The 19,221-nt window shown below is 67.3% G+C and carries 20 protein-coding genes; 9 read left to right on the top strand and 11 right to left on the bottom strand.

All coding sequences use genetic code 11. The annotated features are described in order from the left end of the window. Window positions 1-12: 12 nt before the first annotated feature. The 4 genes from ACZ4YL_RS03680 to ACZ4YL_RS03695 all read right to left on the bottom strand — a co-directional run bounded on the left by ACZ4YL_RS03680 (window position 13) and on the right by ACZ4YL_RS03695 (window position 3,172). Window positions 13-891: a radical SAM protein gene (locus ACZ4YL_RS03680; protein ID WP_468113563.1), complete on the bottom strand. Its 879-nt coding sequence runs from the start codon at window positions 889-891 to the stop codon at window positions 13-15. Further along, entirely contained in the window at window positions 888-2,069 is a 1,182-nt protein-coding gene (locus tag ACZ4YL_RS03685) for a radical SAM protein (protein ID WP_468113564.1), read from the bottom strand. The genes ACZ4YL_RS03680 and ACZ4YL_RS03685 overlap by 4 nt, the downstream gene beginning before the upstream one ends. A 92-nt stretch (window positions 2,070-2,161) precedes the next feature. Then, window positions 2,162-2,521 (bottom strand): hypothetical protein, encoded by a 360-nt coding sequence (locus tag ACZ4YL_RS03690; RefSeq protein WP_266907177.1) that lies wholly within the window; start codon window positions 2,519-2,521, stop codon window positions 2,162-2,164. Window positions 2,522-2,956: 435 nt separating this feature from the next. Next, entirely contained in the window at window positions 2,957-3,172 is a 216-nt protein-coding gene (locus ACZ4YL_RS03695; protein ID WP_389114183.1) for a hypothetical protein, read from the bottom strand. A 236-nt stretch (window positions 3,173-3,408) separates the two neighbouring features. Here ACZ4YL_RS03695 and ACZ4YL_RS03700 point away from each other — a divergent pair, with 236 nt between their 5' ends. Next, entirely contained in the window at window positions 3,409-4,731 is a 1,323-nt protein-coding gene (locus ACZ4YL_RS03700) for a tetratricopeptide repeat protein (protein ID WP_389114182.1), read from the top strand. 14 nt (window positions 4,732-4,745) lie between these two features. Here ACZ4YL_RS03700 and ACZ4YL_RS03705 read toward each other — a convergent pair whose 3' ends face one another. The 3 genes from ACZ4YL_RS03705 to ACZ4YL_RS03715 form a co-directional block, all read right to left on the bottom strand. Next, on the bottom strand, window positions 4,746-5,768 hold the full coding sequence (locus ACZ4YL_RS03705; protein ID WP_468113565.1) for an NAD-dependent epimerase/dehydratase family protein: 1,023 nt from the start codon (window positions 5,766-5,768) through the stop codon (window positions 4,746-4,748). A gap of 207 nt (window positions 5,769-5,975) precedes the next feature. Next, entirely contained in the window at window positions 5,976-6,182 is a 207-nt protein-coding gene (locus ACZ4YL_RS03710) for a DUF397 domain-containing protein (RefSeq protein ID WP_468113566.1), read from the bottom strand. Next, window positions 6,182-7,027 (bottom strand): helix-turn-helix domain-containing protein, encoded by an 846-nt coding sequence (locus ACZ4YL_RS03715; protein ID WP_468113567.1) that lies wholly within the window; start codon window positions 7,025-7,027, stop codon window positions 6,182-6,184. Before ACZ4YL_RS03715 ends, ACZ4YL_RS03710 begins: the two co-directional genes overlap by 1 nt. A 213-nt stretch (window positions 7,028-7,240) precedes the next feature. Here ACZ4YL_RS03715 and ACZ4YL_RS03720 point away from each other — a divergent pair, with 213 nt between their 5' ends. Together ACZ4YL_RS03720 and ACZ4YL_RS03725 are read left to right on the top strand one after the other, a co-directional pair. Further along, window positions 7,241-7,879: an ATP-binding protein gene (locus ACZ4YL_RS03720; RefSeq protein ID WP_468113568.1), complete on the top strand. Its 639-nt coding sequence runs from the start codon at window positions 7,241-7,243 to the stop codon at window positions 7,877-7,879. A 52-nt stretch (window positions 7,880-7,931) separates the two neighbouring features. Next, window positions 7,932-8,402 carry a very short patch repair endonuclease gene (locus ACZ4YL_RS03725; protein WP_389114177.1) on the top strand — a complete coding sequence of 157 codons (471 nt, stop codon included), beginning with the start codon at window positions 7,932-7,934 and terminating at the stop codon, window positions 8,400-8,402. A gap of 51 nt (window positions 8,403-8,453) precedes the next feature. On the opposite strand, the gene ACZ4YL_RS03730 is transcribed toward ACZ4YL_RS03725, so the two are convergent. The 3 genes from ACZ4YL_RS03730 to ACZ4YL_RS03740 are packed head-to-tail and all read right to left on the bottom strand — an operon-like array spanning window position 8,454 to window position 12,614. Continuing rightward, the gene (locus ACZ4YL_RS03730; protein ID WP_468113569.1) at window positions 8,454-9,305 is read right to left on the bottom strand and encodes a protein NO VEIN domain-containing protein; all 852 of its coding nucleotides are present in this window, start codon (window positions 9,303-9,305) and stop codon (window positions 8,454-8,456) included. After that, window positions 9,289-11,115: a DEAD/DEAH box helicase gene (locus tag ACZ4YL_RS03735; RefSeq protein WP_468114079.1), complete on the bottom strand. Its 1,827-nt coding sequence runs from the start codon at window positions 11,113-11,115 to the stop codon at window positions 9,289-9,291. Before ACZ4YL_RS03735 ends, ACZ4YL_RS03730 begins: the two co-directional genes overlap by 17 nt. Window positions 11,116-11,117: 2 nt before the next feature. Next, a complete protein-coding gene (locus ACZ4YL_RS03740) occupies window positions 11,118-12,614 on the bottom strand; it encodes a transcriptional regulator (RefSeq protein WP_468113570.1) in 1,497 nt (498 codons plus the stop codon). A 36-nt stretch (window positions 12,615-12,650) separates the two neighbouring features. On the opposite strand from ACZ4YL_RS03740, the gene ACZ4YL_RS03745 reads away from it, so the two are divergent. Together ACZ4YL_RS03745 and ACZ4YL_RS03750 are read left to right on the top strand one after the other, a co-directional pair. Then, window positions 12,651-13,337, top strand: a complete 687-nt coding sequence (locus tag ACZ4YL_RS03745) for a hypothetical protein (protein WP_389114173.1) — start codon at window positions 12,651-12,653, stop codon at window positions 13,335-13,337. Between the two features lie 260 nt (window positions 13,338-13,597). After that, window positions 13,598-14,893: a DNA cytosine methyltransferase gene (locus ACZ4YL_RS03750; RefSeq protein ID WP_468113571.1), complete on the top strand. Its 1,296-nt coding sequence runs from the start codon at window positions 13,598-13,600 to the stop codon at window positions 14,891-14,893. Between the two features lie 9 nt (window positions 14,894-14,902). On the opposite strand, the gene ACZ4YL_RS03755 is transcribed toward ACZ4YL_RS03750, so the two are convergent. After that, window positions 14,903-15,901, bottom strand: a complete 999-nt coding sequence (locus ACZ4YL_RS03755) for an SEC-C metal-binding domain-containing protein (RefSeq protein WP_468113572.1) — start codon at window positions 15,899-15,901, stop codon at window positions 14,903-14,905. Between the two features lie 56 nt (window positions 15,902-15,957). On the opposite strand from ACZ4YL_RS03755, the gene ACZ4YL_RS03760 reads away from it, so the two are divergent. The 4 genes from ACZ4YL_RS03760 (at window position 15,958) to ACZ4YL_RS03775 (ending at window position 19,061) form a co-directional block, all read left to right on the top strand. Continuing rightward, window positions 15,958-16,773, top strand: a complete 816-nt coding sequence (locus ACZ4YL_RS03760) for a class E sortase (protein ID WP_468113573.1) — start codon at window positions 15,958-15,960, stop codon at window positions 16,771-16,773. Window positions 16,774-16,869: 96 nt separating this feature from the next. Continuing rightward, the gene (locus ACZ4YL_RS03765) at window positions 16,870-17,220 is read left to right on the top strand and encodes a DUF6412 domain-containing protein (RefSeq protein ID WP_468113574.1); all 351 of its coding nucleotides are present in this window, start codon (window positions 16,870-16,872) and stop codon (window positions 17,218-17,220) included. 114 nt (window positions 17,221-17,334) lie between these two features. Continuing rightward, window positions 17,335-18,081 (top strand): YidC/Oxa1 family membrane protein insertase, encoded by a 747-nt coding sequence (locus ACZ4YL_RS03770; protein ID WP_468113575.1) that lies wholly within the window; start codon window positions 17,335-17,337, stop codon window positions 18,079-18,081. A gap of 122 nt (window positions 18,082-18,203) precedes the next feature. After that, window positions 18,204-19,061: a fumarylacetoacetate hydrolase family protein gene (locus tag ACZ4YL_RS03775; protein WP_468113576.1), complete on the top strand. Its 858-nt coding sequence runs from the start codon at window positions 18,204-18,206 to the stop codon at window positions 19,059-19,061. The last annotated feature ends 160 nt before the right edge of the window (window positions 19,062-19,221 follow it).

Genomic DNA, 19,221 nt, shown 5'->3' on the forward strand with positions numbered 1-19,221 from the left:
AGACCTCCAAGGTCAGGCCACCGCGCAGTCGCGGGACGCCGGGCGGCAGATGGCGGCGCAGTCGGGTACGACGCGGTCCGTGGCCGGCGCGTCGAGGAAGGCTCGGATATCGGTACGTGGGGCGTGGACACTGACCTCGGATGCTCCATAGGGGCAGTGCCGCACGTCGCCGTCAGCTGACATGTAGAGCGTTGCCGACCGACAGGGGTGGCTCTCCTCCTTGGACAGCTGTAGCTGCCGCAGGTCGTCGAGGTAGGAGCGGTATCCGTTGGACAGGCGGAAGTACTGGTCGAGTGCCGCCGTGTCGCGTGCCCTCTGCATCAGGGAGTCCTGGAGTGATCGGCTGTCCCGGCGCAGGGCGGTTTCGGAGAGGAGGACGGGACTCAGCTGGACGTCGATTCCCGTTCCCGCTACGAGGTCGATGAGCTGCGCGGCTTCGTCGGCGTCCACACCCCAGTAGGTGAGGTGAAGGACTTTCGAGGGGGTGTCGACGGCGTCCAGCGTCGCGACGGCCGAGGCCGCCGTCCGTGTGGTGCGGCCGAGCGTCATTGCGCCCTGCGAGTCCGCGGAGACGGTCACGTTGGTCAGAAGGTGACCGACCTCCGCGAGGGCAGCGACCTCAGCCTCCGAGCGGGCCGAGGTCACCATGGACACCGTCATGCCGAACTGGAGAGCCAGGCGGACGAGCTGCCGGAGGTCTGGGTGATGGGTCGGCTCACCACCCGTGAGGCACACGCCCTCCACCCCGGTCTCCTTCAGCCGCGACAGGGCACGGGTGTACGTCGCGGTGGTGAGGAAGCCGCGGGCGCGGTCAGCCCGGAAGCAGAAACTGCACGCGACCTCGCAGTGCCCCGCCGTCGAGATCAGCGCCGTACGGACCGGGGTGCTCATTGCACCCCCGTGTTGTCCCATACCGCGATGGCCACGGTGCTGGTGTAGAAAGCGCACATCTGCGGGTCGGGCGTGCTGCCGCCGATGAGGGCTTGTTCGTTGCGGGACGGGCCGCCGCATATGGCCAGCGCCGGGCAGTCGCCGCACGCGGGGATCGGCGCGACCTTCTTCGTCGCCCTTGTGAGGCGGCTGGGGTCTGACCGTAGCTCGTCGAGTGTGTGGAGGAACTCGGGTTCGGTGAAGTTGATGTCGCAGACGCTGACCTGGTTGCCGGGCAGGAGGGCGGCGTTGAGGCTGCGGTCGCCCTGCATGTGGTCAAAGAGCATCGGCCGGCGGGTATCGAGGGCCTGGAAGGCGCGGTCGAGGACGGAGAAGAGCATCCCGCCCTTCCCGAGTGCGGTCAGGCGGGCTTCGTAGAGCTCCCGGGCCAGGTCCGTGCCGTTCACCCGCCACTCGCCCTCGGTGGGGATGGGCGTGTTGACGTAGATGAACTTGAGGCCGAGGTCGTCGATGATCCACTGCACGCTCTCGGCCAGGCGCCCGATGTTCGACGCCGTCGGGGTGAGGTTGCAGCCAACGTGCAGGCCCTTCGCCTCGACCAGGCGCCGGACGTTGCGGCGGATGCGGTCGTCCGCGGGCTGTCCGCCGAGGAGGAGCCGGTTCGCCGAGTTGATGCCCGGCGGGCCGTCGATGGAGATGCCCACCCCGTACTCGCGCTGTACGAAGTGGTCGAGGGCCTCGTCCGTCAGGCGAGCGCCGTTGGTGACGACCGTGCGCCGGACCCGCTGTACGCCGTGCCGGGCCGCGAGGGTGTCGGCGAGTTCGTCGCCGTACTTCATGAGGTCGAAGCGGATCGTCGGCTCGCCGCCGAACCACTGGATCGAGACCTCTTCCTGCCCAGCGTTCTGCTCGAACAGGAACTCAAGGCCGGCGGCGAGCTCCTGCTCCGTCATGTCCGGCTTGCCGCTGTTCGTGTCGACGAAGCAGTACGTGCAGGCCATGTTGCAGCGGTCGGTGAGCACTACCCGCAGGCCGCTGATCCGACGCGGCGTCGGGTCGATGCCCAGGGTGTAAAGGCGGTGGTGGAGTGCTTCACGGCGGTCGGCCGCAGGGCCGTCCTTGGTGAAGCCGAGCCCGGCGAGGGCTAAGTGCGTCGCGGCCGGGGTCGAGAAGCACACTCTCCAGCGTGACCGGGTCGAGGAGGACAGCCTCCCCGTCCCGGTCGTACTGGAAGTATTTCCCCCACAGAAGCTGGGGAGTGGCCACTGGGTCAGGCCGCCGTTTCCTCTTCGGCGATACCCAGCTCGGCCATGACGGCGCGGACCTTGTCCTCGGCGTCGGCCTGGAGCCGGGCGGAGGCCGCGGGGGAACCGCCGTCGGAGAGGACGATCACACCGGGGAGAGTCGGGTTCGGCGCGATGACCGTGAGACCGGCCGGTTCGGTGCTGATGACCATGACGGCGCCCTCCAGGCTGACCCAGTCGGTGCGGTCCTTCAGGGCCTCCAGGATGCGGCCCTGCTTGTCGCGGAAGGAGGCGCGCTCTCCCATCCACACGCCCGCCTTGGACTTGGAGTCCACGACGTCCGCGTAGATGAGGTGGTTCTGCTTCTCTTTCCTGGGCTTCGGCATAGCTGATCTCCTTGGTGGAAGGGTGACCGCCCGGGACGGGCAGCTTGGATCCGCTCTGGTGCCGCCGGTCTGGTGCCGTATGGCACCTCGCCGGTTTCGTGCGCGGCGCTCTGGCGCCGTTCCCCGTCGGTGCCGTCCGCTTGGTCGGCACCGACGGGAAGCCTGTTCAGCCCCTTGTCTCGCTGGGCTGGGCCGGGTGGGCGATCGGCCGTAGGAGATGGAGAGTGTTCGGATCGGCAGTCCATTCCCGACCCGAGTGGTCCATCGGGCGCATGTGCGCCACCTTCCTGACCGGCCTATCGGTGAGTTTCGATACGTAGACCAGGACGGCGCCCACGGTTCCGCGACGTCCGCTGGCGGGGTGTGCGACGTCCTGGCCGAGGAACCGGTGCCCGGTGTCCTCCGTGACCCAGACGTTCGTCCCCGTGGTCTCGCTCATTGGGCTCCTCCGAGGCCGAGGAAGGCGTCGAACTGGGCGGAGCTCCAGGTGGAGGGGTCGCTGTTCCGGCTACGGAACGCCTCGGCGGCCCGGGGCAGGCCGCGGCGCTCCGACGGGGTGCCGGCTGACGTCTCCACGTACGGGGCCACGACGGCCTCGTAGTGCGTGCTGATCGCGCCAGGGGTTCTTCGGGGAAGCCGGGGGCCGCTCACGTTCCACTCCCTTTCGCCGGGGTCTTCGAGGTGGCGTAAGGGTCCCCCTGGTGCGGGTGTCACGGCCACGACGCGGTTGGTGTCCTCAGGTGCTCGCCAGGGTGACCGGGGTGTCATGGAGGTGGCACCGCGATGTCATCTGCACGGATTCCATTGCGCAGCAGGGATGTTGAGCAGTAGGCACGAAGTGGAGCGGGCGCGACGTGGCCCGTCTCCTGACCTTGAGGGAGCGACCGATGGACGATCCGGCGACGCTGCTGCGCGTGTTAGTCCAGCAACGGCATTGGCGTTACAGGGACTTCGTCACGGCATTCGAGCGCGCGGCCGTACAGGCCGGAGTGCAGGGCATGTCGGTGTCGGAGGCACAGTTCCGGCGGTGGACGTCGGGCCGGATCAAGACCATGGCGGGACCGGACACGTGCCGGGCACTGGAGCAACTCTTCGGCGTGGACGCCGCGGCGCTGTTCGGGCCACCGCCCGCGCTGTCGCCCTCGGCATCGGTGACTCCCACTGCGTACGACCTCGAAAGTGAAATCGCCATGACCGCACGTGACGCCGCTGATGAGGCGGGGGCTGCCGCCGCGCAGTCCGTATCCGACACGACCATCGACCAGCTCCGTGACGACGCCCTGTCCCTCGCCCGCTCGTACGGCGCCGCAAGCGCCTTCGAGGTGTTCCGGCGGGCCAGGCTTCTCCGCTCGGAGGCCGAGCACCAACGTGGACTCACCAAGGTGCCTGCGCAGCAACAGGAGCTGCTGATCGTGGCGGGACAGGCATGCGCGCTGCTGTCGACCGCCGCGTTCGACCTCGGCGCCCTGGACGACTCGGCACGCCTCGCCCGGTCGGCGGCCCTGTACGGGGAGATGGCCCGCTTCGATCCACTACGGGCCTACGCCACCGGATCCCTGGCAATCTGCGCGTACTTCACGGGCCGCCCCTCGGAGGCCGTACGCCACGCGCGGACCGCAATGGCCTACGCCGGTCTGGGCGACACGGCCCGGCGGCGACTGCTGTCCATCGAAGCCCGCGCCCACGGACACCTCGGGGACCGGGAACGGGCCACCCGCGCGCTCGTCGCGTCCACGCGGCAGGACAGCGGCGATCGGGACGCCCTGCACGACGACGTCGGAGGCGAGTTCGCCTTCAACGAGGAACGGCTGCTGATGTCCAACGGCACCACCGCCCTGCTCGTCGGCGACGGGGCAGGGGCCGAGGTGACTGCGCAGCGGGCGCTGGACCTGGTCGCGTCCCGGCCGCCGGCCCGGCAGTCGGTAGCGGTCCGGGGCAAGGCCGCGGCCGACCTCGCTGCGGCGCAGGTGCTCCGGGGCGACCTGGACGCGGCGGCGGCGACGCTGGAGACGGTGTGGGTGATCCCAGCAGAACAGCGTGTGGCGGGACTCTTGGAGCGCACTGGCGGCTTGCGTCGTGCGCTGACGGCCCCTGCGTTCAGAGGGACGCAGGTGGCCGTCACGCTCGGCGAGCAGATCGAAGAGTTCGGGCGTCTCTCGGCGCCGAGGCAGTTGGGTACGGGGAGCGGGCTCCTTACCATCGAGCCCTGATCCAGCCCCTGCGCCTACGAGTAGCCGAGGGCGGCAAGGATCTGGGCTTCCTTGGCGGGGTCCATGCCGTGCTCGGCCCACCTCGGATGTTCGACCGGCCGACCATCTGCCTGCATCCACGCCCAGGTGTCGGCAATGGTGTCGGCAAGCGGACGGCAGCGGAGCCCGGCAGCCACGGCACGGGAAGCGTCGACGGACCACACCCCGGAGTGGGTGCGCCACAGTGGAAGCTCCGTCCACTGCTTGACACCGTGCGCAGTGAGTGCCGCCGCATCGGCCCACACCGGGCTGCCGGTGCTATCGGTAACGGCCAGGCACGTGGCGATGAAGTCGGCCCAGCTGACGCCCCCGGGGTGGGCGATGTTGAACGCCCGGCCGGTGCCACCGGTGCCGGCCTGATCGACGGCGAAGGCGGCGACGTCCCGCACGTCCACAGGCTGGATCCTCTGGGCGGCCGGCGCCGGGACGACGATCGGGCCGCCGCGCTGGGCTCGGGTGAGCCACCAGGGGAGGCGGCCGACGTACTCGCCAGGCCCCAAGATCACCCCGGGCCGCAGGAACACCACGTCGTCCCCGAAGGCGGCGCGTACAGCAGCCTCTCCGCCCGCCTTCTGGAACCCGTACTTCGTCGGACTGCCGTCGGCGCTGGTGTGCCCGAACAACTCGTCGGCATCCGGTGGGCACTCCAGCAGAAGGGAGTCCTCGGTGAGCGCTTGGTGGGGCCAGCCCTGATAGACGGACACCGTGGACACGTGCACCCACCGGGCGGCGACCGGGCGCAGGGCCTCGGCGGCGAGGAGCACATCACGGGGAGGGAACTCGCTGCTGGAGGTGTCGATGACAGCATCCCACGGCCCATGTGCGGCGAGCCGCTTCATGTCCTCGGGGCTGGTCCGGTCGCCCCGGACAGTGTCGGCGCCCTCGACCGCACCGGAGCGGCCACGGTTGAACGCCGTCACCTCCCACCCGCGTCGAAGTGCTTCGTCAACGATCGCTCGGCCGAGGAACCATGTGCCACCCATCACGAGAATCCGCATGAGGTCGACCCTGCCATGCAGCGCCATGCGACACCATCCCGCCCGTCATGGCCAGCGGCTGAGCCCACGAAAGGCCGGTTGAATCTGGTGGTTGGTAGCGGTGGGGCTGGATGCCCCGTTCAGTGGATGTGACCGGTGCCGCGGCTGGCCGGTACCTGGTGCGGTTGTCACGGCCGCTCTGGCTTCTTGTGGTGCCGAGAACCACCGCTACGGCTGTGCGTTCCGAAGCCCTTCGATGAAGACGCGCCAAGCCACATCCCCGAACGAAACCGTTTCTCCCATCGGTCGCTTGGAGTCACGCAGAGCGATCGAGTAGGTGACGAATGCTGCCTCGACACACTCGCTGTGCTCGGCCCCGCTGTAGGAGGACTTGACCCAGACGGTGGTGCCTATGGCCGGTGAGATGAGGTTCATTACAACTCCTCGTGGACACGCTTGATTAGTGCTGATGATGCAGCCATGTCCAACGCTTGTGCGCGGAGGTACTCGAAGGCAAGCCGGTAGCGGTCCAGCTCTTTGTCCTGCTCCATGAACAGCGAACCTACGTGAGTGTCCACGTACACGACATCCAAGGATGGCTCGGGCCCGCCGATGATCACGAAACTGCCCATGGCGGCGGAGTGCGCACCCTTGGAGAAGGGCAGCACCTGCAAGGTGATGTGCTGAGACTCGTTGGCCTCAAGGAGGCGCTCGAGCTGAGCTTTCATCACCTGCCGCGAGCCCACAACACGTCGGATCACCGACTCGTCGAGGATGGCCCAGAGGTGTGGTGGCTTGGGGCGGTCGAGGATCTCCTGCCGTTTCATCCGGATATCGACGAGCGGCTCGATCTCCTTGGGTGGCAGCCTCATCTCTGAGGCGTACTGGACGGCTTCTGTGTAGGCGCGTGTCTGGAGAAGCCCAGGTACGTAGAGGCAGTTGAAGTGGTCCTCCCTCACAGCCTCGTCCTCCAGGGTGAGCAACAGATTCATGCTCTCCGGAATCGAGTCGGCGATGGAGTTCCACCATCCCTGCCGCTTCGCGCCCTTCGCTAGCTCTACGACTGCAGTCCGCTCAGCATCGGTGGCCCCGTATTCGCGGCACAACGCCTCCACGATGGGCCACTTCACCGGCCCCGCCTGGGTCTCGTACCGGCTGACGGTGGCCTTGGATACGCCGACGACGTGGCCGGCCTCCTCCAGAGTCATGCCCGCGCGGGCGCGCAGCTTGCGCATGGTCGCCCCGAGCTGTCGGCGTCGGGTGGTTGCTCTGGCTGACATGCGTGCCGTCTCCCGAGGTGCTGTTCTGCTGCCGGAGTGGAGGCAACAAGGCTATGTGCGACGGACGTTGCGCCGTCGGAATTCACCCGGACGATTCTCGTGAGAAGTTACATGGTGAGACTTCTCAATGCGATACTCCACTCGTGACGCTACGCAGCGCAGTCGTACGGATACGACTGGTGCAGGTGCTGTCGTGGCATGGGAGGGAGCTCCATGAGTGGATATCCGTCTGTCGACCGCCGGTCTCGCTGTGTTCTGCCGTTCACGGCGGAGGCTGCGGAACTGTGTCTCCTGCGACGCATCGTCAGAGATCAACTTGTTGCCTGGGGTCTCCCGGCCCTCGCTGAAGATGCGCAGCTGGCCGTCACAGAACTCACGGCCAATGTGATCAAGCATGTGGGTGCGGGCACGTCCGCGACGCTGGTCATGGAGTCAGAGCCTGCTGAGGCACGTCTTCGAGTAGAGATCCACGACAAGAGCCACACCACCCCTGTGATGGAGCGGCCGTCCCGTGAAGAAGAGTCCGGCAGGGGCCTGCACCTGCTGGCTGCGCTGGCGGTTGACTGGGGCACGGTTCTGACGGCAACCGGCAAGGCGGTCTGGTGCGAACTCGCACTCCAGTCGGACCGGCAGTACCGTCGGGTGCAACGCGGAGCGGCCGTCCTGGCGGCCTACCGCGGTCTTTCCGATAGCCCGCACCCTCCCGCCGCCTGGCGCCCGCAGGCCGTGGAGCAGTCGGTGGCTGATCTCATCGCCGACGTCCTCCACTGGCTAGCGGCACAGGGTTGCGACCCGGACGACATCCTGGACCGTGCCCAGACCCACTACGAGGCCGAGACGGGCGCGGCATAGGGAGCGCCGGAGCCGGGGCGATCGCGTAGGAAGTCCCTAGACTTCCTACGCGATGGACAAGAAAGAACCCTCCGAGCCCGTTCCGTGGAGCCCGCCCCCCGGCTCCTGGGCATCGTCGGCGGCTAACCGCCGCAGCATGCTGGGCAACCGAAGCCGCGACACTTCACCGGAACGGGCACTGCGGTCTCTGCTGCACGCCAGCGGGCTGCGCTACCGCGTGGCGGCCAAACCGCTTCCGGACATGCGTCGTACCGCTGACTTGGTGTTCCGCCCTGTACGCGTTGCCGTCTTCGTCGACGGCTGTTTCTGGCACGGCTGCCCTGATCACTTCGTAGCGCCGAAGACAAACCCTGAGTACTGGCGGGAGAAGATCGGCAGGAACATGCAGCGGGATCGGGAGACGGACCAGAAGCTCGCCGAGGCGGGTTGGCTTGTCTTGCGCTTCTGGGAGCATCAGGCTCCCGAGGAGTGCGCGGATGCAGTTCGGGGTGCGATCGCTGCCCGGAGGAACGCACCCGAGTGAGGATCTCGAAGGGTGAAGCCTCGAAGCTCCCTCTCGGGATTCCGCTCCTCCTCAGCCAGCATCTGTTGCTGCGAGTAGCACAGATGCTGTGGGTGTTAGCAGAGGGGCGAGTGCCGGTATGCCTGATTCGAGAACATCGGATGGGATGTTGAGACGGCACGCTTCCCAGCGCCCGAGGACGCCAGGGTCGGTCGGAACGTGCGACGCGATCCAGTCGCTCGGTACGGTCCATACGGCGATCGGCTCGCCATTCGGTCGGAGCTGGACAGCGACCATGCGCCAGTGGGGGTCGCGGAGCATCGTCTCGTACTCATTGCGCGATATGTAGACCGCCAACCGGCCACGTCGCATAGTTGATTTGACTTCGAGATGGACCGAACAGACCTGTCCCTGAACTGCGATGTCGTAACCGTGAGCGTCGGACCACGCTGCAATGTGCTCGACTGCTGCCGCAGTCGAGGCATGCAGAAGGTTGAGTAGGGCCTCCTCGCCCATGGCCCCGATTCGGGCGCGTCCAGCTGCGTCTACCTTTCCCCAGGCGGCGCCGATGCGCGCGTACGCGTCGTCGGCTTTGAGCCCTAGCGCCTCGGCAGCACGAAGTGCGTCCTCAGGGATTTCGTCGGGGCTCTGGACGAGTACGTCGGCATCAGACAGCCAGGAGGCGCCGCTGTCCACGATCGCAGCGTCGTAGATTCTCACTTCTGGAGGTACGCCGACGTCCTTCGCATCGAGCATCCCCGTCTTGCGAATCCATGCGTATGCGGCGTCGTACTGGGTGGGCGTGATGTCGCTGAACTCGGCGTGCGTCGTGAAGAGCGCACGGCAGCGCGCGGCGCCCGATGCCGGGAGGCGGTGGAGCCAGCGCGCGGCCGCGCGTAGGACCGGATCAGGAGGTACGGGCATGGAGGTAGCCCATCATCGCTTGCAGGTCCTTTAGATCCAAGCCACCGCCAACGGCTGGCTCCTCATCGAGGTCGGCCAGTTCCTGAACCGCAGGATCGTCGAGGATGCGTCCCATGAACTGCAGTTTGTCGGCGAGCCGCTGGGCGACTACTTCGTCGATGGTGCCTTCGGAAGCGAGTACGGTGATGCGGGTCTCGGCCTCTGGAGCGAGCCCTAGACGGTGGATCCTGTCGAGGCTCTGGAGGAAGCGCCCTGCCGCGAAGTCCCGATCGACGTAGACAGCATCGTGGCAGTCGTGGTGAAGGCTGATGCCTTCGCCGAGCGTCGCTGGGTTGGATAGGAGCACCATGCAGTCAGGATCCCTGCGGAACCGGTTGATCTGGTCATCACGATCCTCAGTGCCGCCATGAACGACAGCCGGGGAGAATGCCCCGAGGATCCGCTTGAGCGTGTTCAAGCTGCGAACGAACGTGGACCAGATGAGCGTCTTGCGACCCAGGGCTGCATTGGCTGAGACGATGGCCAACACCTCCTGGTACTTGGGTGACATCTCATAGCTGGGCAGGTCTTGCATCAACTCGTAGAGCGGCGTGTTCTCCGGCACGGTGAGCGGGGGTACTTGGTACGCCAGAGGCTCGTGACGCGTTGTGCCCACTGCTAGGAGCGCAGGGCTGGTCGCCGCCATCAGCATGTAGACGATGACCTTGCCGAGTTGCTGAAAATCGGCCTCCGCACCCGCAACGCGTGCTGAGAACCGGCCGATGAGCGCGTCGTGGATCTCGCGGTGCAGAGGAGGAAGGGGCACAGGACGCAGGCTGGTAGTCACGGGCGGCAGCCCAAGCTCGCCCTTCGTTGTTCGGGCGAAGAGGGGGCGGAGCGCCTGGCTCGCCTTGACCAGATCGCCGCCGGCCACGGCTTGAGTGACCTTCCTGCGGCCATGGCCTGGCCAGACGAATCCAAACAGATTTTCCAAATCTCTGACACCGTTGGGGGCCGGGGTGCCTGTGAGGATGAGTCGGCGGCGGGCCCTGGGGCCGAGGGCGAGGCAGGCAGAGCCGTAGGTGCCGTCAGCTCCGAGCTTCATGCGGTGAGCCTCATCGAGCAGCAACAACGATGGCCGGGCTGTCAACCAAGCGCTCAGCTCATTGACAGCGCCACTGAGGCGCTCGTAGTTCACGATGACGGCTTCAGCCGTCGGATCCACCCTTCCGGAGAAGACTTCCATGTTGAGAGGCTTCTCCAGGCACTGGGAATTCTCGTTATGCCATGCCTCGTAGCAGGACTTCGGCCCTACGACGAGAAGTCGCTCAACTCCTTCTGCTCGCCGCATGGCTTGGAAGACAGCGAGGCCGACCCGGGTCTTGCCGGCGCCGGGCACAGAGAAGTTGGCGCCGTGCCGAAGCGAGATCAGCTTGGCAATATCCCGCCGTTGGAATCCGGTCAGATCGGCAGTCCATCCAGGGCCGAGGAGTCCGTCGATCTCGGTTGGGTTCACAGCGCCTACGGCAGCGGCTTCCGGATCGAGGCGCCTCTCTACAGCTTGAGCGTCGGCTGCTGAGTCTGTGGCGAGGGCAGCCAGCTGAGGATCCCATTCTACCGAGCTGGGTTGTGGCCAGGAAGCGACTGCCACAAGGTTAGTGAGAAGGTCGTCGATTTCGATGTCAACAGAACCGTGTGAGCGCTGCGTGCTGCTGTTGAAGCGCAGCGCGAGCCGGCGCAGGTCGGCCTCGAAGCCGAATGCTGCTCGAAGGCGGGCCTTGGTCGCGGCATCGCCGAACTCGATCTTCAGGCTCGGTCCGACCGATTGCATGATCACGCCTCCGCGCGCGTGGCTTCGAGCAGCCATGCCACGCCGTCGCCAGGAGTGGTGAACGTTCGCCCGGCCTGCTTCGCCAGTCGAACAAGGCTTGCCCGGAGAGTAAGTAGTGCGTCGTCGAATGATTCTTCATCAAGGACGCGCTTTGCTTTGGCGTCGGCGAACTCGGAAGCGCACTGATTCACGTGATCTGCAGCATCCGTGAGGCGCTCTGGCACGGCGATCTTACGCTTCTGCAGTTGGGCATTCAGGCCGGCCAGCTTAACTGCGGCGGTAAAGACATCGCTTGCAGCAGTCATAAGCTGACCTGCTCTGGCCACCTCTGCGGGGTCCAGCTTGTCGGCGTTTTGTACTGCGGCTTTTGCTCGCAGGAGGGTATCGGTCAGGGCACGAGTTGTCTTGACCGTCGGGGCTGCGTCTTGGACAGCTACGCCTGGAAGGCCGGGAATGCCCACGGAAGCGGACTGCTGTTCTGCAGGCTTCAATTCCATGGGCAGGCGCTCGTCAAGGTACCGGGTGTGGAAGTCGGCCTCCGCCAGTCGAATTGACGTCTTGGCGAAGTCCAGCACGACCATGGCCAGGCGCGACTCCTTCAGCTGATCTGCTGCATCGGGGTCGGTTTGCTTCAGTTTGGTGTAGTCGCGGTGCAATTCTCGGAGCTGTTCCTGGTCTTCTTCGAAGTCCACCAGGCGCAGGGTTGCTCCGCTATCTGTCCGACTGCGTTCGATCGCATCGAGAATGAGCTGGTATACCCACCTGTCCTTGTGGAGGGTATTCGTCTTAATGTTGAAAGCGCGGGCGATGTCGTCTTCGCGCCTACCTGCGGCCAGCTGCTCTTCGACTGCGATGAGCCGGTTCACGTATGTGTAGTCGCGCCGCTTGTCGCGACGGAGCTGGAGAGAGAGTTCAACGTCGCTGATATCGCTGCGCGAGGTGTCCGGCGGGAGGACGGCAACACGGATGTCCTTGACTCCGAGCTGTCGTAGAGCGGCGCATCGGGTGTTGCCGTCAACGAGGATTCCCTCGGGCGTGATGATCCCGGGATCCTTCTGGCCGGACTCGCGGAGCTCATCGACGAGGGCGGTGAAGTCGGGGTCGGTCTGATTCGGGTTCGAGGGCTTGCAGCCGAGCAGGTGGCGCAGATAGTCCTGGGCGGGCTCGCTCCAAGGTTCCTCGTCCAAAACACGGTTCCGCTCCAGGTCGAGGGAGCGCTGTGCCCGGATGCGGTGCGTATCAGGGTTGAAGTACAGCATCTGGACAGGCATCGAGATGACGTCTAGGTGCTTTTGCTGCCCCCTCCAGTCGACCGTGACCTTGGCGCCGGCCTCCGTCCTTGCCTGGACGAGGCGCTCCTCGACGAGCATGCGGTTCGTCTCTGCCTCAGGCGGAACGTCGAACTTCCCTGCCATGCCTGATCCTCCAAGGGCGCCGTGGCCATCCGTGATGTCATGCATCATTGCAGCAGCCACTGACGACTTGAGTCGGATGATCATAATCAGTCACCCAGTCAGCGTGTGAACGGAGTTGCGGTGTCTCTGCCTGCATGGAACGACCCGGAGGTCAACGGTGGCACCATGGTCCGCGGGGCGTTGTGGCTCCTCCAGGAGATTGGTGAAGGCGGCACCTTCACCAAGGAGCAGATCCGTGAAGCCTTCCCTGGAATCGCTCAAGCCGACCGGCGGATCCGGGGCCTCCGTATCTTCGACTGGGTCATGCATACCAACACTGAGGACGCTTCGCTAGCTTCCGATCAGCAACGGTTCGTCAAGGCGGGCGTACCGGTGTGGGATCCGGTCGCGCGTCGTGCCGCAACGCCGAAGAAGGTGTCTGCGAAGGAAGTGCGGGCCGCTTTGGAGCGGGACGACTACATGTGCACCGTGTGCGGCATCACCGGTGCCGAACCGTACGCCGACGACATCAATCAGACCGCCGTGCTTTCCGTCTCGCGCCGCGACGTGGTGCTCCCCAGCGGAGAGCGGGAAATTCTGCCAGTGACGGAATGTAAGCGTTGTCGTGCGGGTGGTGATGACAGGCCCGTGGACGCGGCTCGTCTGGTCGAGGACATCGAGTGCCTCGATCCGGCGGACCGGGAACGCCTCGCTCGCTGGGCGGAGAGGGGGCGGCGAGACGCTGTCCCTGTGGAGCGCGCGTGGAGCGCCTACCGCCGCCTTCCCGCTCAGGCGCGCGCTGAAGTACACCGAGCACTGAAGGGCTAGTTCAACCGAGTTCCAGCAGGGGCCGGGGCGCCGGCCCCTGCCGCGGTAAACCGGGCATTTGTGACATGTCCGTGGTAGCGCATAGACTTCCGCGTCCTCACCAGAGCCCGCATCGACCATTCCGCAGGTAGCGAACCTGCAGGCTGGGATGCTGGCATCCCGTGCGGAGCTGGAAATCCAATTTCATCATCTTGCGGCCACTGGGGTACCCGCTGACTGCTCGTGCGCTGGCTAGGCCAGCGCATCTGGAGGGAGATCGCATGTCTTCGGCGAAGAGCAACGAGGATCTCGAGGTGGTCGAGATCTGCGCCGGTGCAGGCGGTCAGTCTCTGGGGCTTGACCGTGCGGGTTTCCGGCACCGGCTCGCGGTCGAACTCGACCCGCATGCCGTGGCTACTCTGCAGCTAAATCGGCCGAAATGGGATGTGCGGCAGGGGGATGTCGCCGATATCGAAGTTTGGGACCCGGAGAAGTTCAAGGGCGTCGACCTCTTCGCTGGCGGCGTGCCATGCCCGCCGTTCAGCATCGCAGGCAAGCAGATGGGCGCTACCGACGAGCGAGACCTCTTCGCTTGGGCTATCGAGGCCTGCGGGCGTATGCAGCCCAGGGCCCTACTCCTGGAGAACGTCCGAGGGCTCAGCGCCAACCGCTTCTCTGCCTATCGTCAGCATGTCCTCGACCAGCTTCATGACTACGGGTACGTGGGCGAGTGGAAGCTCCTCCACGCGTCCGACTTCGGAGTTCCTCAGCTTCGGCCGCGTTTCGTGCTTGTCGCCATGCCCAAGGAGTACGCCGAATACTTCACGTGGCCTGAGACTCTCGACGCCCCCAAGCCGACAGTCGGCGAGACCCTGCTTGACTTGATGAAGGCAGGCGGCTGGGAGGGTGCCGAAGATTGGGCGAAGAAGGCTGACTCCATTGCACCGACCATCGTCGGAGGTTCGAAGAGGCACGGGGGAGCGGACCTGGGGCCGACGCGGGCGAAGCGTGCCTGGGCCGAGCTCGGTGTAGATGGCCTTGGCGTTGCAGATGCCCCGCCTGCTCCCGGATGGGAGCCCAAGCCTGGAGTCCCAGGGCCCAAGCTCACCACAGAGATGGTCGCTCGTATCCAGGGCTGGAGGCATGGATTTGACGAGTGGAAGTTCGAGGGCCGCAAGACTGCGGTGTACCGCCAGATCGGAAACGCATTTCCCCCTCCAGTAGCCGAGGCTGTCGGTCGGTCGATCGCGAGAGCCCTCCGTAAAGAAGGCCCGCGCCATGAGCTGATCGAGTCCACTAGCACTGTCCAGGACCCCGTCTACAAGCTGCTTCGTGGTGCGACCCGTCCCATGGCGTCGGACCAGATCATTGCGAGGCTTGCCAAGGCCGGTATCTCCATGGACATCCCTGAGATCGAACGGCACCTGAGCCATCTGAGCCGTGACTTTGAAGTGCAGACCATCCAGCGCTCGTCAGGCGCGTATGCCTACTCCCTTGGCGCGTTCAAGGCGTTCACTGGACAAGAAGACCACCAGCGTCACGACTTCTTCGTCCATCAGCGCGCGAAGATCAGCTAAAGCGCGCGGTTAGGAGGTGCCGTGGCACTCCGCGTACGGCTTGCCCGATGTGCACCAGCAGGTGGCGGTGGGGGTCGGGGGCCAGGGGGTGGCCTTGCCGCGGGCTGCCAGGGTCGTGGCGTATTCGGCCAGGAGGGACGGGGAGGCCGGGGAGGTCTTCTCCGATGCCGCGAAGGCCTCGTACGAAGGGACGCTCGCCGTGACGATGCCCAGGTTCGTGGTGCCCGAGGCGGCCAGGGCGCGGAGGGAGGTTTCGATCTCCCTCAGGTGCGCCTCGTGCGAGGGGTACTCGGAGGCGAGGGTCGGGTAGCTGGTCAGCAGCTCCGACAGTTCGCGCTGCGGCCAGTGCAGGATCGCCACCGGGAAGGGGCGGGAGAGGGCCGCGCGGCGGTCGCCCAGTTCGGCGCGCAGGCGGGCGATCTCGGCGCGCAGTTCGGCGGGGTCGTCGGAGCCCAGGGCCCAGATGCGCTTCGGGTCGTGGAGCTCGTCGAGGGGGATCGGGCCGATGTGGCGGGTGTCCGCGACCATGTCCCAGTCGTCGTGCGGGCGCCCGAGGAGGCGGCGTACGCGGTGGCGGCCCGTGAGGAGGGCGGTGGTGGCCGGGGTCAGCGGGTCGTCCTCCGCGATGAGGAGGGTGGCCGCCTCGGTGAAGCAGTCGTGCGAGGCCTCCAACTCGTCGTGGGCCTCCAGGGCTTCCGCGATGACCTCCCACGGCGCCGGGTCCTTGGGCGAGGCGGCGCGGATGCCGGTGATCAGGGCGCGTGCCTCCGCCTCGTGGCCGTACTCCCAGAGGTTCGCCGCCTGCAGGGCCTTGATCAGGTGGGGGTCGGCCGGTGAGGAGGAGAGGAGCTGGTCGTACAGGGCACTCGCCCGGTCGCGTGCGTCGGCCAGTTCGAGGTGGGCCGCGGCCTGGAGGAGCAAGGGCTCCTGGTCCTCGGGGTAGCGGGTCGCCGTGCGGATGAGGCGCTCGGCTTCGGCGATGTGCTCGGCAGGCGTGTCGGGGCGCATGGTTCACACCGTACTGCCGCTGGTCAGTTGGCGGGGGAGGACTTAGGGTGCCGCCCGTGCGAGATCGCGTACCTGTGGTGGTGCAGGGGAGCGGCCGGCGGGGGCGCCGGGTCGGTCTCGCGGGGGTGTTGTGGGCGGGCGCCGAGCTGATCGTCACCGTGGGGGTGGTGGTCCTGTTGCTGGTGGTGCACCAGGTGTGGTGGACCAATCGGCAGGCCGCGGCTGCCGCGCAGGAGCAGGTCCAGGCGCTGGAGCGGGCGTGGGGTGAGGGCTCCGAGAGTGGCTCCGGGGCCGGTTCCGGGGCCAGCGCCGGTGGCGATTCGGCGGTGGGGCCGGAGCCGAGCGGGCCGGCGGATTCCGGGGCGGCGCCCGCGGCGACCCGGGCCGCCAGGCCCGCTGCCAGGCCCGCCGCCGGGCCTTCCGAGCGGGACCGGGCGTACGCCGTGCTGCGCGTCCCGCGCCTCGGGCTCGTCGTGCCCGTCGCACAGGGTGTCGACAAGCGGGCCGTCCTGGACAAGGGCTACGCCGGGCAGTACCCGGGGACCGCCGGGCCCGGGGCGCAGGGGAACTTCGCGCTGGCCGGGCACCGGAACACGCACGGCGAGCCGTTCCGGTACATCAACCGGCTGCGGGCGGGCGACGAGCTGATCGTCGACATGCGCGGGCGCCGGTACACGTACGTGGTCGGGAAGATCCTCGGCGAGACCACCGAGCGGGACACCGGGGTGATCGCGCCGGTGCCGCGCAGCGTGGTGAAGCCGGACCAGGGGTACAGCGAGCCCGGGGCGTACATCACGCTCACCACCTGCACGCCCGAGTACACCTCGAAGTACCGGCTGGTGGTCTGGGGGACCCTACTCAAGTCTTCTTGACCTCGATACTTGCGGCCGATGGATCGGTCGGTGGGGCCGGTTACCATCGATGTCGTACGGGAGTTCGTGCGCGGGAGTGGAGAGGGGGAGGTCCGTATGGCTCGGCAACGACGCGAAGGCGGCCTGCTGTCCTTCGCCCTGTACGCGCGGACCTCGCGGGTCCTTGCCCTGCTGCTCCCGTTCGTGCTGCTCGGGGGAATCCTCGGGCTGTTCGCTGGGGAGGGCGGGCTGGGCGCCGTGGTGGTCGCCTTCGCGGCCACCGTCGCCGTGGGCACCGCGGCTCTCGCCGCCGCCGCGCGGCTCGTGCGGCCCGTGCCGCCGCACCGAATACGCACCGCGATCCGTGATCGCGAGCAGCGCACGGCTTTCCTGCCGCAGCGTGATCCCGATGCCTCGGGCCGGTCGAGGCCCAGGGCGCCCGGCCGTCTCGTCCCGACGGCCGCGTAGGGGCGCGCAGTACTTCCCGCCTTCTGCTGACTGATCACTGTTGTCGCCCCTCGCGGGTCGTCACGCCGAAATGCATCTCTTTCGACGTTCGACGAGACCCCTCGGAGGGCCCGCGTGTCCGTTTTCACCCACCTTGTTGCTGAGCTGGGCCGGCTTCTGGAGCCGGTGCTGGCGCAGTCCGCGACCGCTGCCGCGATCGTGCTGTTCACCGTGCTCGTACGGCTCGCGCTGCACCCGCTGAGCCGGGCCGCCTTCCGGGGAGCGACTCCTGCGGCGGGGTGCCTGCCGATCCTGTTGCAGCTGCCCGTGTTCTTCGTGATGTACCAGGCGTTCTCCTCCGCCGAGGTGGGCGGGAAGGCGAACGAGCTGCTCGGGCACCGGCTCTTCGCCGCGCCGCTGGGGGCCCGGTGGACCGAGGCGCTGGGCGAGGGCGGTCTGTTCGGGGCGCAGGGGCTGGTGTTTCTCGGGCTGTTCGGGGCGATCGCGGTGGTGGCCGCGTGGAGCGCGGTGCGGGGGCGCCGGACGGCTGCCTCGGTCGCGGCGGCCGCCGCTGCCGCCGCAGCCACTGCCCCGAAGAAGACCGCTGCCTCCAAGAGGCCCGGGGCCGGCGGCGGGGCCAAGGCCGGGGTCGGGGTCATGGCCGAGGTGAGTGCCGAGCAGCAGGAGGTCATGCGCAAGCTGGGCGGCGTACTGCCCCTGCTGTCGTTCGGGACGCTGATCACGGCCGCCGTGGTGCCGCTGGCCGCCGGGCTGTACCTGCTGACCACCACCGCGTGGTCGGTGGCGGAGCGGGCCTGGCTCCAGTACCGCAAGGAGCGGGCGGAGCAGCTGATGGGTGGAGGCGCGCGTTCCAGTCTGTGAACAGGGTCTTGCGGATTGGGTGGACATCTTGGAGGATCGACCAAATCCTCCGATGGCCGCAACCCATCGGCCGGCCCTGGGCACGCCCCGGGCCGACCACTCACGACCACGGGAGAATGCCCATGAAGCTGCTGCGTGTCGGACCCGTAGGCTCGGAGCGCCCCGCGCTGCTCGACCGGGACGGGACCCTGCGTGACCTGTCCGGCCTGATCACGGATGTGGACGGCAGCCTGCTCGCCGACGACTCCGTGCTGACCCGGGTACGGGACGCGGCCGAGTCCGGTGAGCTTCCGGTCCTGAGCGCCGAAGGCCTGCGCATCGGTGCACCGGTCGGCCGCATCGGCAAGGTCGTGGGCATCGGCCTGAACTACTTCGGGCACGCCGCCGAGATCGGCGCGGAGCCGCCGGCCGAGCCGATCCTGTTCCTGAAGGCCCCGGACACCGTGGGCGGCCCCGACGACACCGTGCTGATCCCGCGCGGCAGCGTGAAGACCGACTGGGAGGCCGAGCTCGGCGTCGTCATCGGCAGCACCGCCCGCTACCTGGACTCCGCCGTGCAGGGGCTCGCGCACGTCGGCGGGTACGTGCTGGTCAACGACGTCTCGGAGCGCGAGTTCCAGATCGAGCGCGGCGGCACCTGGGACAAGGGCAAGAACTGCGAGACCTTCACGCCGATCGGCCCCTGGCTGCTCACCGCCGACGAGGTCCCGAACCCGCAGGTCCTGGACGTGAAGCTGTGGGTCAACGGTGAACTCAAGCAGGACGGCAACACCTCGGACCAGATCTTCCCGGTCGGCGAGGTCGTCCGGTACCTGAGCCACTTCATGACCCTGTACCCGGGCGATGTCATCGTTACCGGCACGCCGGGCGGCGTGGCCATGGGCCAGCCGGAGCCGAAGCCCTACCTGCGGGCGGGCGACGTGGTCGAGGTGGAGATCACCGGTCTCGGCCGTCAGCGCCAGGAGTTCAAGGGCGCGTAGCCCGGACGCGTAGTCGGACGCGGGCGCGGACATGGATAGGGGCGGGGGGGCCACCCGCGGCCCCCCCCCCCCCCCCCCTCCTCGGGGGGGTTCTCCCCCCTCCCCCACCCCGGTACAGCCGTTGTTTCGCACCCAGAGGGTCCCCCCCTGCGAAGCGGTT

This window comes from Streptomyces sp. NPDC030021, from assembly GCF_055574035.1.

Excerpts from the sequence above, each read along its gene's own strand:
- ACZ4YL_RS03690 (WP_266907177.1), bottom strand. The coding sequence starts at position 2,521 with ATGCCGAAGCCCAGGAAAGAGAAGCAGAACCACCTCATCTACGCGGAC.
- ACZ4YL_RS03720 (WP_468113568.1), top strand. The coding sequence starts at position 7,241 with ATGAGTGGATATCCGTCTGTCGACCGCCGGTCTCGCTGTGTTCTGCCG.
- ACZ4YL_RS03730 (WP_468113569.1), bottom strand. The coding sequence starts at position 9,305 with ATGCCCGTACCTCCTGATCCGGTCCTACGCGCGGCCGCGCGCTGGCTC.
- ACZ4YL_RS03750 (WP_468113571.1), top strand. The coding sequence starts at position 13,598 with ATGTCTTCGGCGAAGAGCAACGAGGATCTCGAGGTGGTCGAGATCTGC.
- ACZ4YL_RS03735 (WP_468114079.1), bottom strand. The coding sequence starts at position 11,115 with ATGCAATCGGTCGGACCGAGCCTGAAGATCGAGTTCGGCGATGCCGCG.
- ACZ4YL_RS03700 (WP_389114182.1), top strand. The coding sequence starts at position 3,409 with ATGGACGATCCGGCGACGCTGCTGCGCGTGTTAGTCCAGCAACGGCAT.
- ACZ4YL_RS03710 (WP_468113566.1), bottom strand. The coding sequence starts at position 6,182 with ATGAACCTCATCTCACCGGCCATAGGCACCACCGTCTGGGTCAAGTCC.
- ACZ4YL_RS03725 (WP_389114177.1), top strand. The coding sequence starts at position 7,932 with ATGGACAAGAAAGAACCCTCCGAGCCCGTTCCGTGGAGCCCGCCCCCC.
- ACZ4YL_RS03755 (WP_468113572.1), bottom strand. The coding sequence starts at position 15,901 with ATGCGCCCCGACACGCCTGCCGAGCACATCGCCGAAGCCGAGCGCCTC.
- ACZ4YL_RS03680 (WP_468113563.1), bottom strand. The coding sequence starts at position 891 with ATGAGCACCCCGGTCCGTACGGCGCTGATCTCGACGGCGGGGCACTGC.
- ACZ4YL_RS03740 (WP_468113570.1), bottom strand. The coding sequence starts at position 12,614 with ATGATCATCCGACTCAAGTCGTCAGTGGCTGCTGCAATGATGCATGAC.
- ACZ4YL_RS03715 (WP_468113567.1), bottom strand. The coding sequence starts at position 7,027 with ATGTCAGCCAGAGCAACCACCCGACGCCGACAGCTCGGGGCGACCATG.
- ACZ4YL_RS03705 (WP_468113565.1), bottom strand. The coding sequence starts at position 5,768 with ATGCGGATTCTCGTGATGGGTGGCACATGGTTCCTCGGCCGAGCGATC.
- ACZ4YL_RS03775 (WP_468113576.1), top strand. The coding sequence starts at position 18,204 with ATGAAGCTGCTGCGTGTCGGACCCGTAGGCTCGGAGCGCCCCGCGCTG.
- ACZ4YL_RS03765 (WP_468113574.1), top strand. The coding sequence starts at position 16,870 with ATGGCTCGGCAACGACGCGAAGGCGGCCTGCTGTCCTTCGCCCTGTAC.